At 35.3% G+C, this 14138-nt stretch carries 12 protein-coding genes; 1 reads left to right on the top strand and 11 read right to left on the bottom strand.

Translation table 11 applies throughout. The features are described 5' to 3' along the window. Positions 1 to 138: 138 nt before the first annotated feature. The 11 genes from lplA to I586_RS07125 form a co-directional block, all read right to left on the bottom strand. Positions 139 to 1143 (bottom strand): lipoate--protein ligase, encoded by a 1005-nt coding sequence (lplA, locus tag I586_RS07175; protein ID WP_010765816.1) that lies wholly within the window; start codon positions 1141 to 1143, stop codon positions 139 to 141. 13 nt (positions 1144 to 1156) lie between these two features. Beyond that, on the bottom strand, positions 1157 to 1897 hold the full coding sequence (locus tag I586_RS07170; RefSeq protein WP_010765817.1) for an MBL fold metallo-hydrolase: 741 nt from the start codon (positions 1895 to 1897) through the stop codon (positions 1157 to 1159). 125 nt (positions 1898 to 2022) lie between these two features. After that, positions 2023 to 2820 (bottom strand): DUF975 family protein, encoded by a 798-nt coding sequence (locus I586_RS07165; protein ID WP_010765818.1) that lies wholly within the window; start codon positions 2818 to 2820, stop codon positions 2023 to 2025. Between the two features lie 20 nt (positions 2821 to 2840). Beyond that, positions 2841 to 3923: a M42 family metallopeptidase gene (locus I586_RS07160; protein ID WP_010765819.1), complete on the bottom strand. Its 1083-nt coding sequence runs from the start codon at positions 3921 to 3923 to the stop codon at positions 2841 to 2843. A 126-nt stretch (positions 3924 to 4049) separates the two neighbouring features. Beyond that, positions 4050 to 5315, bottom strand: coding sequence for a D-alanyl-lipoteichoic acid biosynthesis protein DltD (gene dltD / locus I586_RS07155; protein WP_034702210.1), 1266 nt, complete (start codon positions 5313 to 5315; stop codon positions 4050 to 4052). Positions 5316 to 5320: 5 nt separating this feature from the next. After that, complete coding sequence (gene dltC, locus I586_RS07150) at positions 5321 to 5557, bottom strand: D-alanine--poly(phosphoribitol) ligase subunit DltC (RefSeq protein WP_010765821.1); 237 nt, start codon at positions 5555 to 5557, stop codon at positions 5321 to 5323. 50 nt (positions 5558 to 5607) lie between these two features. Further along, entirely contained in the window at positions 5608 to 6813 is a 1206-nt protein-coding gene (gene dltB / locus I586_RS07145) for a D-alanyl-lipoteichoic acid biosynthesis protein DltB (RefSeq protein WP_010765822.1), read from the bottom strand. Next, positions 6810 to 8327 (bottom strand): D-alanine--poly(phosphoribitol) ligase subunit DltA, encoded by a 1518-nt coding sequence (gene dltA, locus I586_RS07140; RefSeq protein WP_010765823.1) that lies wholly within the window; start codon positions 8325 to 8327, stop codon positions 6810 to 6812. The genes dltB and dltA overlap by 4 nt, the downstream gene beginning before the upstream one ends. 14 nt (positions 8328 to 8341) lie before the next feature. Continuing rightward, positions 8342 to 8491 (bottom strand): teichoic acid D-Ala incorporation-associated protein DltX, encoded by a 150-nt coding sequence (locus tag I586_RS07135; RefSeq protein WP_010765824.1) that lies wholly within the window; start codon positions 8489 to 8491, stop codon positions 8342 to 8344. A gap of 263 nt (positions 8492 to 8754) precedes the next feature. Further along, complete coding sequence (locus I586_RS07130; RefSeq protein WP_010765825.1) at positions 8755 to 10842, bottom strand: ABC transporter permease; 2088 nt, start codon at positions 10840 to 10842, stop codon at positions 8755 to 8757. Further along, positions 10832 to 11599, bottom strand: coding sequence for an ABC transporter ATP-binding protein (locus tag I586_RS07125; RefSeq protein ID WP_010765826.1), 768 nt, complete (start codon positions 11597 to 11599; stop codon positions 10832 to 10834). Before I586_RS07125 ends, I586_RS07130 begins: the two co-directional genes overlap by 11 nt. Before the next feature lie 310 nt (positions 11600 to 11909). Here I586_RS07125 and nrdD point away from each other — a divergent pair, with 310 nt between their 5' ends. Next, positions 11910 to 14102: an anaerobic ribonucleoside-triphosphate reductase gene (gene nrdD, locus I586_RS07120; protein WP_010765827.1), complete on the top strand. Its 2193-nt coding sequence runs from the start codon at positions 11910 to 11912 to the stop codon at positions 14100 to 14102. Positions 14103 to 14138: the final 36 nt, after the last annotated feature.

Here is a 14138-nt window from a genome sequence, read left to right as displayed (position 1 = left end):
CTACCTAGTATTATTAAGTACTAGTATATAGTAAAACTCAGTAGTGGAAATGTCAACTACTTTGTTTCACTAAGTAGCCGACGATTAAAAAAATGCAGTAAAACGATTCTCTCGTTTTACTGCATTTTTTTATTTTACTTAATAAAGCAAACCAACTAAATCATCTTTTTCAATGTTCCCAAAATATTTTTTGATATCAATCTGATCGACAGCTTCTTGGATTGCTGATTTTTCATATTTTGTGCCAGTTAAAATATCTTCGACATCTTTTATTTCACCTAAACCAAAGAAATCACCAAAGATTTTGATTTCCTTGATTTCACCCTCTTCTACGTTCATCTGCGCATCGATGGATCCGATTGGAAAACGTTGATGACGTTCCAAATTAAAGGCTGGTGATTTTCCATAATTCCAATCCCAATTACGATAATATTCATCAGAGATCTTATTGATTTTTTCCCAGTCTTCATCGGTCAGTTCGTATGTTTTTACTTGATCAACAGAATCAACACCAAAAATTTTCAATAAAATATCTTCACGAAATTCCTCTGTAGTCATATCTTGCTTATCCGCTGGTAAAAACGGTTTGATATTGGTTACGCGTGAACGAACAGATTTAATTCCTTTTGATTCGATTTTATCTTTACGGACTTTTAATGTATTGACAACTTCATCGATATTACTGTCAAACATCAATGTCCCATGAGCAAACATTCTTCCAGCCGTTGCGTACATCGCATTTCCAGAGAACTTCATACCCTCAATAACTAAGTCGTTTCGACCTTTTAATTCTGCACCAGAAACACCTAGTTCGTGTAATGCTTGGATGATTGGTTGTGTTACTTTTGCAAAGTCGCGGAAAGAATTGCCATCATCTGGCATGATAAAACTAAAATTCAAATTCCCATGGTCATGATACACAGCGCCACCGCCGCTTAAACGACGAACTACATGAATCCCATGTTCATCTACATACTCTTTGTTGATTTCTTCAATCGTATTTTGATTACGACCAATAATGATCGATGGGTCGTTGATATAAAATAATAAAATTGGCTCATCTAATGGCTTTTCTTTTAATAAATACGTTTCGATCGCTAAATTTACTCTTGGGTCATTATTTTCATTTGGTACAAATATCACTTTTCACCACTCCTTAAATTTCGATGACTAAATTTTTCTCTGCTAAACAAACAGACACTTGGTTACCTGCCGCTTTTTGTGCTTGTTGTTGTAACTCTTTTAGTGAGCCATGTTGTGGCAGGTGCGTTAATATCAGTTTTTTAACATTGGCTGCTTGCGCAATTTCCCCTGATTCTTTTGAGGTAAAATGAGCATGGTGGTTTTCATTTCCTTCAAACAAATACGTATCTGCTAAGAAGACATCGGCCTCTCTAGCAAAGTCGACAAAACTCGCCATGTAACCAGAGTCACCCGTGAAAACAAAAACTTTCCCTGTTTTTTCTTCTACAAAACGCATCGCATAACAAGGAACTGGATGAATTGTTTTCATAAATGTCACAAGAAACGGACCCAATTTTAATTCTTCTGCTTCAAAATAAGGCACGGCTTTAGATACTCCTGGCATATTTAACGCTTCAAAATGAATAGAATCCTCGGTATGACCATAAATCGGTAACACAGGTGTTGGTTCCATCACTGGATATAGTTGACGATAATACTGCAACACTCCAAGATCTGCGATATGATCGTAATGATAATGAGACAAGATCACAGCATCCAATGTTAACGGATCGAGATGCTCTTCTAGATTAACTAATGTCGTACTTCCAGCATCTAATAATAGTTTGAAACCATCGGATTCCAGCAAATAAGAACTAGTTCCTTCGCCTTTATAAGGATAAGCACCTAAACATCCTAAAACGGTTATTTTCAACTTCATCGACCTCCATGATTATTCTTCACTTAATGGTAACACACAATAGGAAATTGGAGACAATTATTTGTACTTATACACAAAAAAAAGAACAATCGTATCAAAAGATTGTTCTTTTTCTATTTTTATTCAACTATTGTTGGTGCACCTTTTTCTTCACGAGCTGTGTCATAGAAACTGGCAATCGCAACATCGTGATATGGAACCACCCATAATAAACCGATGAAGAATACTAATATCCCAATGATAAACCATCCAATAAATGAAAGTTGTAAAAGTAAATATTGACCAAAACGATCTTTCATTAAGAATAACGCATATTTGATTGCATCTACTACAGATAATTCAGGATCGTCAATTTTTACCCATACAGCAAATTGGAATACTCCACTGACAAAAATACCGACAAATATCATTAATAATCCAAAAACAATCAATAATAAGGCTAAAAAGATATCTCCGCTCAATTGAGCTTGAAATTGGGCAACAGACACTGTATTGAACATCAAGCCGAAGTACAAAGCAGCACCATATGATAGAAATACTGGCAATAATACAACTAAATTAAGCACTAACTCAACTAGATATTGGATAAGATTGATCAATAACATTGGAAAATAAAATTTGCCTTGAAAAATGGTTGTTAACATTCCGACTTGTACTCTTTTTCCTCGTAATACTTGCAACGCACAAAAATAAGTCCCATAAGTAATAGCAAAAAAGAGGAAATTATTCAGTAAAAATGACATAAAATTGTTTCCAGCACTATCCTCAGGTAAATTGGCAATGCTGCTCAACACTGAACTAATGATCAATCGGATAAATACGGCTAAGAATGTGATCCAAGCCATTGTTCCCCATTGATTTTTCAATGATATTCGCGCTTGCTCACGATGCATTCCGTTTGTAATTTGACTTTTCATGTAATGTCTCTCCTTTTTGTTTAATAACTGCGAAGCTTTTCTACTGTTTCTTTATCTAATCGCTTCACAACTTCTGTCACTAATTTTACAGTATTTAAATAATCATCTTCATGAATCATTGATGTATGAGAATGTAAATAACGAACAGGAACTGTAATTGCAAGTGACGGTACACCATTTCTAGTTAAATGCATTCTACCAGCATCTGTCCCACCACCTGTGATCACTGTATATTGGAAAGGAATATTATTTTCCTCTGCAACTTGGATCACAAAATCACGTAACTTTTTATGTGGGATCATTGACGCATCAAAAATCAGGATTTGCGGACCTTTTCCTAATTCAGAATCAGCTTCCTTAGGTGTCATCCCCGGTGTATCTCCTGCAGTGCCTGTATCTAGTGCAAAAGCAATGTCTGGATCAACCAAATGAGTACTAGTTTGAGCACCACGTAATCCAACTTCTTCTTGTACATCACTTCCAGCAAATAAGATATTTGGATGTCCATCAGTTGCTAGGTTTTCTAAGACTTTTAGGGAAACAGCTGTACCAATACGATTATCCCAAGCCTTAGCTAACATAAATTTAGTATCATTCATCCGACGATATTCAATATAAGGTGTGATCATATCCCCTGGTTTAATACCCCATTCAGCTACTTGTTTATCACTAGATGCACCAATATCAATAAACATATCTGCGACATCATATGGTTGTTTTCTCGCCTCTGCTGTTAAAACATGAGGTGGTTTTGATCCAATCACACCATGAAATAGATCCCCTTTACCAGTTTTAATTTGCACTTGTTGAGCCAACATAACTTGTCCCCACCAACCACCAAGTGTCTGGAATTTGATAAAGCCTTTTTCAGTGATTTGTGTTACCATAAAACCGACTTCATCCAAATGACCAGAAAAGAAAATTTTAGGTCCTTCTTTATCCCCAACACGCTTAGCAATAATACTACCTAGTCCATCGTATATGATTTTATCTGCAAAAGGTTCCGCGTATTTCTTAAATAGGTCTCTGACTTCTCCCTCATTGCCAGGTACCCCTTTAGCATTCGTCAATTCAATCAGCATTTTTTCTTCGTTATGATCCAAAATATAAAGCCTCCTTCAAATATAGATTCCCACTTATTATACCATTCATCTGCTATTAAAAATAAAAAAAAGCAAGACAAAACTAATTTTTAGTCTTGCCTTACTTTTGAACGCTTCAATCCATGGTTAATTTTTAATATCTTTAGGATTTTTTTCTTGCCATTCTTTTGAGTAAAATGATCCGTCTAATTTATAAGTTGGTCTTTTACTTGTATTTTCTTCAAGAAAAGGCTGAATTCGTTGATCAGCAGCTAGCCAACCGCGCCAGCCTAGATGAATTGTATCCGCCATAAAGTACTGCGTATTACATTCTTTCGTAAAGTCTGCAATATTAGTGAACCCTTGGCTTGTTAGTTGATACTTAATCTTTTTGGAAAAGTCCTGCAACATCTCTTGAGAAAGTCCTGTAAAGTCCGACCAGTGCTTGTTGACTGGCGGAATAATAAAGAGTACCTCCGCATTATCCTGCGCTAATTGAGTCAGCACTAATTGTAAATCAGAAAATTCAGGAGAGAAACGGTAATCCAATTCTGTCTGCGAATTTTCCAAGTGATTCAATTTTTTCTTCAAACGTTTCGTATAAAATGAATTGGAAATTTCAAATGAATTATTACTCGTCGCTTTTTGGCCAATTTCGGCCGCCAAATGATCTAACTCTTTTTCATTATAGGTATTAGGTAATTTTTTTTCTGCTTTTTTAATTTCTTTGCCTTTACTTATCATGCCGATTTTACCAAATAATTCATCTTCACGTGAAAACATATTGATCATTAAATCAATATAACGCTTATCTGATTGATTCGGTAATTCACCAGAAATAATGGCTTCCAACGCGCGATCTAAGCGTTTGTCTTCTTTCACTTTTGGAAACTCCATTAAACGAGTCGCCAGATAAACATCATCTTCAGTGACTTTTTTTAAGTCGCTGACCCATTGATATGTTTGAAGCTCAGAATAATACGCATTAAAATAATCATTCGTTACACCGTCTTTCACAAACCATTGTGGTGAAATAATAAAGACCACTTTTTTGTGTGAAAGATTTTTTCCCATTGACTGCATCATCAACGCCTGTGTTAACGATTGCGTCCCTGGAGCCCCTAATAAAAATGGACGATAGTTTCGATCATATTTTTCAGCTAACACAGAAGGATGGAATGGACTAATTCTGCTTAATTCAGAAGAGCCAAAAAAAGGAATATACTCCTTTGAACCGATTGCTTTGTTTTTGATTGCATTGCCTCTAAGCACATTAGTCGCCATAGAAGTAGATGCATCAGCTAGTACACGTTTGCTATCCAAATCTATTTTAAATGGTGCAAAGAAAAAAGCAACTAGTAGAACCGCGGAAATCAGAATCGGTCCAAAGATTCCAAAGAGTTTTTTCTTCATGCTCATTATTGTAATGCTTTCACTTGTTCAATAACTTTATTTGGTGTGTTCCATAAATCGCGGTCGAATTCTGAAACTGGCACTTGTACTCCTAATTGCCCATCGATTTCAACTAACAATTGAACTGTTGCTAATGAATCCATCAAGCCTTCTTCAAATAAATCGACATCTCTATTTTCTTTCACTTCGTCTGTTCCGGAAATTTCTTCTAAAATATCTAAAACTGTTTCTTCTAAATTCATGTCTAGTTCTCCTCTATTGTACAGTCTTCAACTGTGGTTTATTTTTGTTTTTATTTAAAGAATAATGTATCTAAAAATCCTGAAAAAATCAAGAAACTAAAGCAAACTGCATTAAATGTTAAGAAAATCGCAAACGCATGTGTAAATTTATTGGATGGAATCTGCTCTTTATGTTTTTTCTTAAATCTCAACCAAGCATCCGTCAAACAAATCAACGCGGCGTGATACACGCCATAGGCTAGATAATACCAGGTAAGGCCATGCCAAACGCCCATCAATAAGAATAAAGCAAAGTAGCCCACATTTGAAGCCACGATTCTACTTTTAAACACTTTTTTCTTAATCAAGGTAAACATCAAACGCATATAGACGTAATCACGGAACCAAAATGATAAGGTCATATGCCAACGATTCCAAAACTCTTTGATATTCCAGCTCAAAAACGGCTTATTGAAGTTGACTGGTGTTTCATAGCCCATCAAATAGCTCGTCCCAACAGCAAACAAACTGTAACCTGCAAAATCAAAGAATAAGTACATACTATAAATATACATATAGGCAACGAGTTCCCAAGAAAAGCCCCCTGTTTTCAAGGCTAACTTGCTTACAACTGGCATCAACACTTGACCAAAATAATACCCAATAATAAATTTATATAAGAAGCCCAAGAAAAAGTTATGAATTCCTTTCCCTAAAAAATCAATATACTTTTCAGGAGTTGGCGGAGTCGCAACATCTTTTTCAAAACGGCGATAACGATCAATTGGTCCTGAGGAAATGGTTGGAAAGAATAATAGAAATTGAACATAGCGAAAAATGTTATATTCCTTAATCGAACCATCGCGCATTTCCATGATGATTTGCACAGACTTAAACGTCAAATACGATATTCCTAGGAAGCCTAGTAATGAAGCATGTCCTGAAACAAACGGAACCACTTTAACTAAGACTAGAGGTAAAATAGCCAAAAAGACAGCTAAATAAAAGACCGAACTTGTATTTTTCTTTTGACGATAATGGAAATAAAACCAGACTAAGATCGTCTGCCAAACAACGTACACAATAAGTGCTATTCCTTGTTTCCAATCTTCACCGCCAAAACTCATGTACAAGAATAACACTGTTACTAAGACTTGGTACCAAGCCCAACGTTTCCCTTTAATCAACAACGTAAGAATCATTGGTAAAAGTGCAAGTAGTAAGTAAATAAAATAAATCGGATTCGCATATGGAATCATATGTGGAAAATCGATCATGTTGGGTTCACCTCATTCATCAACCCTTTACGGTCAATCTTTCCATTAGCAGTCAATGGCAATTGTTCAACATAAATGAATTTTTGTGGAATCATGTAATCCATCACCGTTGCGCTGAGTTCTTCTTTGATCGCTTTGGTCAACTTGAATTCTTTTTCAAACTCATGAGGATTAGCTACAACAAAGGCGACTAATTGTTGCACTTTATGCTGCTGATATTTTGGTACGACGGCTGCTTGTTTTACATAAGAAACCCCCGCTAAATGATGATCTATATCTTCAAGTTCGATTCTATAACCATGAAGTTTTACCTGAAAATCGATTCGTCCGTCATAAACCAACATACCCTCTTTTAGTTTTCCAGCATCTCCTGTACGATAAGCTGGTTGACCCTTGTATTCAAAAAAGGCTTCCGCTGTTTTTTCTGGATTATGCAAATATCCTTTGGAAACACTCGGTCCTGCGATCACGATTTCACCGACTTCTCCTGCTGGAACTTCTTGCTCATCATTCATAATGTAAATATTCGTATCTTTTTTAACTTGACCAATTGGTACACGATCATATCCATCTAAAATTTCTTGTGTAATTTCCACGCCAGAAACAGCTACAGTGGCTTCAGTTGGGCCATACGTATTAAAAATATGTGCTTTAGGGAAACGCTCAAGTAATTTCTGCGCCGTGGCTTTAGGCAATTCTTCTCCACAAAACAGAAAAATCTTTAAACTTTCAACATGTTCTCCATCAAATGTAGGCTCCATCAAGCAAATATCCATAAATGACGGTGTTGAAACCCAAACTTCTATTTCTAGATTTGGTAATACAGTAAACAGTTGCTTAAAGTCATTAATGACCTCTTTGCGCATTGGCGTCAACGAACCGCCTGAAGCTAACGCTGGATAAACATCCATCACTGATAAGTCAAACGAGTACGGCGCCTGCGATAAAAAGCGCATGCCTTCAGTAACTCCAAAATCTGTCAATTCCCAATTCACAAAGCTTAAAAGGTTGTCATGACTGATTTGAACCCCTTTTGGTACCCCAGTTGTGCCCGACGTAAAAATAATATAATAGGTCTGTGAACCAATAACTGGTTTTAAGGGTGTCTCTAATGTAGACGATGTTTTACAAATCTCCGCCATTTCTTCAAGTGAAACGATTGTAGCTGTTGTTTTCATTTTCGGCCATTCTTTCACTGCAAAAATGACTGCAGGATCAGCCACCTCTAAGATCATCTCGACTCTTTCTTGAGGCGTGTGTGCTTCGATTGGTATATACGCATGTCCTGCTTTTGAAGCACCTAAAAAACACGCTAGCATTTCAAATTCTAATTCTCCATAAACAACAACTGGACGACTCTGTTCTATGTTTTTGTGTAAGTATGCAGCAATTGCATCAGAGTCTCTCTTTAATTCTCCATAAGTATATGTTCGATTGTTTTCAATATAAACGGGCCGGTCTGGCTCCTTCATCCCCCAACGATCGATTGCATCAATAATAGTTAAAATCGTCATGAAGTATTCCCTCCCTAAAACTCATTATAGATAAATGAGCCACCATCAATATTTTTATAATGATACAAATAAATCAGCATTAACAATATGCCAAAATAAAATATCGTTTTTCCAATAAATCTTCCCCAATATTGTACATTAGGGTTATCAAGAAATTGTTTCATCTTAGTTCATGCCTCCCAAAATACATCTAGCCACATTTTTGTACTGTTATTGTAATCAAAACCTTCAAGAAAAGAAACGTAATTCACGAATAAATCTCTTTTTTCTACTAACAGTTTTGTCACTTTTGCATAAAAAAGAGCGTGGGACAAAAATCAAACCTATTGTTCCACCCTCTCTATATAAAAGAAAATACAAGAAATTTTATTTTTTCTACTTATTTTTCTGGTAAAAGATGTGTTGGCTCACTTAAAAAAAAATTAATCTATTTCCGGTCTTTCTCATGGATGATTCGCGAATAAATCGCTGATGTCAAGAAATAGTATGCTAAATAAATAATAATCAACATACCACAAGAAAGATACGCTAACCAATAACCAGAACTTGAGATATATTTACTAAAAACATAAATCGCAAACGACGCATGTAAAACACCAATAATCATTGGTGGAAAGAAAATAATACTATTCTGTTGATAAACGAGTTTGGTGATTTCCTTATCAGGAATACCAATTTTTTTCAAGAGATTATAGCTATCCTTTTCCCGTTCTGCTTCTGAAAATTGTTGAAGCATTAAGATACTGCCTGTAATAATCAATGCTAATATTCCTAAAAACATTGCGACATAAATAAATAATCCCATTACTCTTCTCTGATATCTTAACTCCGAGAAGCGATTTGTGTAGTTTAACTGCCAATATTCTTGTTCGTCTTTTTCAGAAATCTCTGCCAGTTCTTTTTTCTCGGGTTGTCGGCTCGTTTTTGAGACATAGCCTTCTAACTGATTATCAACCCACTGATATTTATAATACACAGGTTTTTCCCACTCTGGTTTGACCATTTCAGTTATTTTATCAGACAAAGCTTCTTCATCTTTAGACTTAACATCAAAAGCCATTAATGTATAAGAAATCCCTGAATTGATTTCATCATACTGTTCATCCGACACAACAATAGTAGGAAACGTGTACCGCATCAAATCTTGACCTAAATAATCAGGACGTATTTCAACTTTATCAAGCTCGATTCCATCAGGCAATGTAAAATTAGAATCAAAATGAACAAATCCACCTAACATATTTTGGATACTATCAAAAACAACAATATCTTGCTTTTCTTTCAATTCGATATTTTTTAAATAAGGATTTAGTTTTTGATATTCTCGATAATTAGATAATCCTAATATATTAATAGGACCTATTGTATTTTCTTGTTCATCTTGTCCAATTTTAAGATGAAATTGACTGCCAGTCAACTTATAATTCAATTTAACCAGTCTTTCGATCTTTGTATCCGGTTCCTTTTTAATTATTTTTTCAATTTCCTTAAAATTGTCTTCAACAACAATAAAATCAGTTGGTGTTGTTACATTCACTGAATTCATTCCTATAGTATAGATAGAAGCAGCACCACCAATCATCCCTAGTGCAATTGCGATAAAAATAGTGACTGCAGATAATGTATTTCCGCCCCTTTTGATATGCAATTTGGTATTTCCTAGTGCAAGCATATTCATATTTCGATAATAATTTTGTTTGTTTTTTCCAAACAAATAAGCAATCAACGACATGGTGTATTTAAAAAACAAATAAGTTCCTACTATACAAATAAACATAAACACCAAAGGAGCGACTAAAAACCCTGCAAAACCCAACCTTGTATGAGTCAAAGCAGTCCCAAAACGAATGACATTGTATGATAAAAAATAACCTATACAAATAAAAACAACACCGATAACACCTAAGCATATTTTAACTACAGATAAATTATTTGAGCTCACTGCATTTTTTTCCACTGTTTTAAGCAAATTGGTTACTTGGTACCGATAAATCAACCATGTACTTCGAAGGGAAACCATTATTAACATGAAAACAAAGACTAAACCCGTTTGGATCATCGATGGAATCGAAACAAAAAACAGACTCTCTACTTGTAAAAACATCGCCTTTGCCAAAATCATCGAAAATAATTTAGAGAAGATAACCCCTAAAAATATTCCGGTAACTAAAGATACTGCCCCTAAAATGAGTGTTTCCACAAAAAAAAGAAAAGATATTTGCCCTTTCCGCATCCCAATCAAATGATATAAGCCTATTTCTTTCCCTCTTTTTAATAAGAAGAAATGATTCGCAGAAAGCATAAACCCTAAAATCATGACCACTACTAAAATTCCGCCTAAGTTCATCGCACCATTGATGTGAACCTCTTGTCCAACTCGATTGGCTAATGTTCTGTTGTATGTAATCGCGCTAAAACAATAATACACAACTACTGCAAACGTCATACTTACAAAATAAACTAAGTAATTAAGAAATTGGCCCTTGAAATTTTTCCAAGACAAATTAAAAATCATTCGCTCGACCACCTCCACCAATGGTTGCTTGCATATCGATCACGCGATTAAAGAATTCTTTTCTAGAACCTTGGCGAACAACTTCTGAAAAAATCACCCCATCTTTTATGAACAAAATACGATTACAATAACTTGCTGTATAAGGATCATGTGTCACCATCATGATTGTCGCATCGTCTTGCAAATTCATGTTTGTCATATACTGCAGCAATTCAGCGGCAGACTTAGAATCCAAAGCTCCTGTAGGTTCATCGGCAAAGATGATTTTTGGTTTAGTAATCAAGGCACGAGCAGCCGCCACTCGTTGCTTTTGCCCAACTGAGATTGCATTAGGATAATCATTCAATAATTGATTGATCCCTAAGACATTTGTAACGTGGGACAAGCGTTGCTCCATATTTTCTAATGGTATTCGATCAACCGCCAACGGCAACAAGATATTATCTCTTACAGTCAGTGTGTCCATTAAGTTAAAATCTTGAAAAATAAATCCTAATTCTTTGCGGCGAAAATCACTGATTTGATTGTTTCTCATTTTCAAAATATCTTGTCCATCTATTTGGACTGTTCCAGTAGTTGGTAAAGCAATCGTTGAAATCGTACTTAATAGTGTCGATTTACCTGCACCACTTGGTCCCATTATTCCTATAAATTCACCTTGATCTACAGAAAAAGAAATATTATTCAATACTTGTACTTTATTGTTTCGATAGCCATATGATTTACTTAAATGATTTACTTCTAAAATTTTTTTCATATATTTCGCTCCAGTTTATTCATTATCCTTATTCTACCAATATTTTGGACAACTTAACATCGTTTCCTCTTACAATTAAGTAATAATAAAAAAATTTTTATCAATCATTTATTTTTCTAACAAAGAATGTTGTGACAATTTCCACAAATCTTTTAGCTAGTTGTTTTCACCCTTTTTTCATTTCTCATAAACACTACATATAGTTGATTCAAAGGATAAAAAATTAAATTTCACACTATATATAGTTGAAAGATTGCTGAAATTGATTTATGATAAGTAAGGATAAAATCTATGAGGAGATGGGTAGAAAATGATAGAGATTAAACAAGTTGATAATGAAGTGAGTTCTACTGATACAGCCTTACAAACGATTAAAATCGTAAAAAGAGATGGACGGCTAGTTGATTTTGATGATCGAAAAATTTATGACGCTTTGATCAAAGCTGAACAAAAAATCCGTGGAACTTTGGACCCACTTGCCCATGAACGAATTCAAGAAATCGTTGAAAGAATCGATCAAGAAATTTTAGATCGTTTCGCCGAAAATGTAAAAATCTATGAAATCCAAAATATCGTCGAGCATATTTTGTTAGCAAAAAATGAATATGAGTTGGCCGAAGAATATATAAATTACCGTACTCGCCGTGATTTTGAACGTAGTAAAGCTACTGATATCAACTTTACCATTAGTAAATTAATCAATAAAGACCAATCGGTTGTCAATGAAAATGCAAACAAAGATAGTGACGTATTCAATACACAACGTGATTTGACTGCTGGGATCGTTGGTAAGTCGATTGGACTTAAAATGTTGCCTCCACATGTTGCCAATGCACATCAAAAAGGAGACATCCATTATCATGATTTAGATTATCATCCATACACACCGATGACAAACTGCTGTTTGATCGACTTTAAAGGCATGTTAAATAATGGCTTTAAAATTGGGAATGCTGAAGTTGAAGCGCCGAAATCAATTCAAACAGCCACTGCCCAAATCTCACAAATTATAGCGAACGTAGCCTCTAGTCAATACGGAGGTTGTTCAGCCGATCGTGTGGATGAATTACTAGCACCATTTGCTGAATTAAACTATCAAAAACATCTAGCTGATGCTAGAGAATGGATCGACGGATCTGATCGCCAAGAAGCTTATGCTAAAAGCAAAACAAAAAAAGATATTTATGATGCAATGCAAAGCTTAGAATATGAAATCAATACATTGTTCACCTCAAATGGTCAAACACCGTTCACGTCTTTAGGATTTGGTTTAGGCTTAAATTGGTTTGAACGTGAAATTCAAAAAGCTATCTTACAAATTCGAATCAATGGCTTAGGTAGTGAACATCGGACAGCAATCTTCCCTAAATTGATCTTTACGTTAAAACGCGGTGTTAATTTAAATGAAACTGATCCAAACTACGATGTAAAACAACTTGCCCTAGAATGTGCAACAAAACGGATGTATCCTGATGTTTTAAATTATGATAAACTGGTCGATTTGACTGGTAGCTTCAAAGTTCCAATGGGCTGTCGTTCATTCTTACAAGGTTGGAAAAATGAACATGGTGAAGAAATCAATGTAGGCCGCATGAATTTAGGCGTTGTTACCTTAAACCTTCCTAGAATCGCTATGGAAGCCCATGGTGATGTGGACAAATTCTGGATACTTTTAGCTGAGCGCCTTGAGACAATGAAAGATGCATTAGTCTATCGTGTTGAACGTTGTAAAGAAGCAACGCCTGCAAATGCGCCAATTCTTTATATGTATGGTGCTTTTGGGAAACGGTTATCTAGAAAAGAATCTGTCAATGAATTATTCAAAAACAAACGTGCGACTGTTTCACTAGGTTATATTGGGTTATACGAAGTGGCTTCAGCCTTTTACGGTGGAAACTGGGAAACGGACCCTAAAGCAAAAGAATTTACGATCGCTATTTTAAAAGATTTAAAAGCACACGCTGATGACTGGGGCAATGAATACGGCTATCACTTTAGTGTTTACTCAACACCAAGTGAAAGTTTAACTGATCGCTTCTGTCGTTTGGATACTGAAAAATTTGGTGTAGTGGAAAATATTACAGATAAAGAATATTATACAAACAGTTTCCACTATGATGTACGTAAAAATCCTACACCATTTGAGAAACTAGATTTTGAGAAAGATTATCCACAATATTGTTCTGGTGGTTTCATCCATTATTGTGAATATCCAGTCTTACAACAAAATCCCAAAGCGTTAGAGTCAGTTTGGGACTATGCTTATGATCGCGTTGGTTACCTAGGTACGAATACACCAATCGACCACTGTTATGAGTGCGGATTTGAAGGAGATTTCAACCCTACAGAACGCGGATTTGAATGTCCACAATGTGGCAACCATGATCCAAAATCATGTGATGTAGTCAAAAGAACGTGTGGATATCTTGGTAATCCACAGGCTCGACCAATGGTTCACGGACGTCATAAAGAAATCTCATCTCGAGTGAAACATATGAAATAGCAACCTGTTTAATTAGACTAGATTCGTTTTTACAGA

Source organism: Enterococcus moraviensis ATCC BAA-383, assembly GCF_000407445.1.
GTDB lineage: Bacteria > Bacillota > Bacilli > Lactobacillales > Enterococcaceae > Enterococcus_L > Enterococcus_L moraviensis.
This window is presented reverse-complemented; position numbering and strand designations above follow the sequence as displayed.

Excerpts from the sequence above, each read along its gene's own strand:
- I586_RS07165 (WP_010765818.1), bottom strand. The coding sequence starts at position 2,820 with ATGAAAAGTCAAATTACAAACGGAATGCATCGTGAGCAAGCGCGAATA.
- dltD (WP_034702210.1), bottom strand. The coding sequence starts at position 5,315 with ATGAAGAAAAAACTCTTTGGAATCTTTGGACCGATTCTGATTTCCGCG.
- dltC (WP_010765821.1), bottom strand. The coding sequence starts at position 5,557 with ATGAATTTAGAAGAAACAGTTTTAGATATTTTAGAAGAAATTTCCGGA.
- dltB (WP_010765822.1), bottom strand. The coding sequence starts at position 6,813 with ATGATCGATTTTCCACATATGATTCCATATGCGAATCCGATTTATTTT.
- dltA (WP_010765823.1), bottom strand. The coding sequence starts at position 8,327 with ATGACGATTTTAACTATTATTGATGCAATCGATCGTTGGGGGATGAAG.
- I586_RS07135 (WP_010765824.1), bottom strand. The coding sequence starts at position 8,491 with ATGAAACAATTTCTTGATAACCCTAATGTACAATATTGGGGAAGATTT.
- I586_RS07130 (WP_010765825.1), bottom strand. The coding sequence starts at position 10,842 with ATGATTTTTAATTTGTCTTGGAAAAATTTCAAGGGCCAATTTCTTAAT.
- I586_RS07125 (WP_010765826.1), bottom strand. The coding sequence starts at position 11,599 with ATGAAAAAAATTTTAGAAGTAAATCATTTAAGTAAATCATATGGCTAT.
- nrdD (WP_010765827.1), top strand. The coding sequence starts at position 11,910 with ATGATAGAGATTAAACAAGTTGATAATGAAGTGAGTTCTACTGATACA.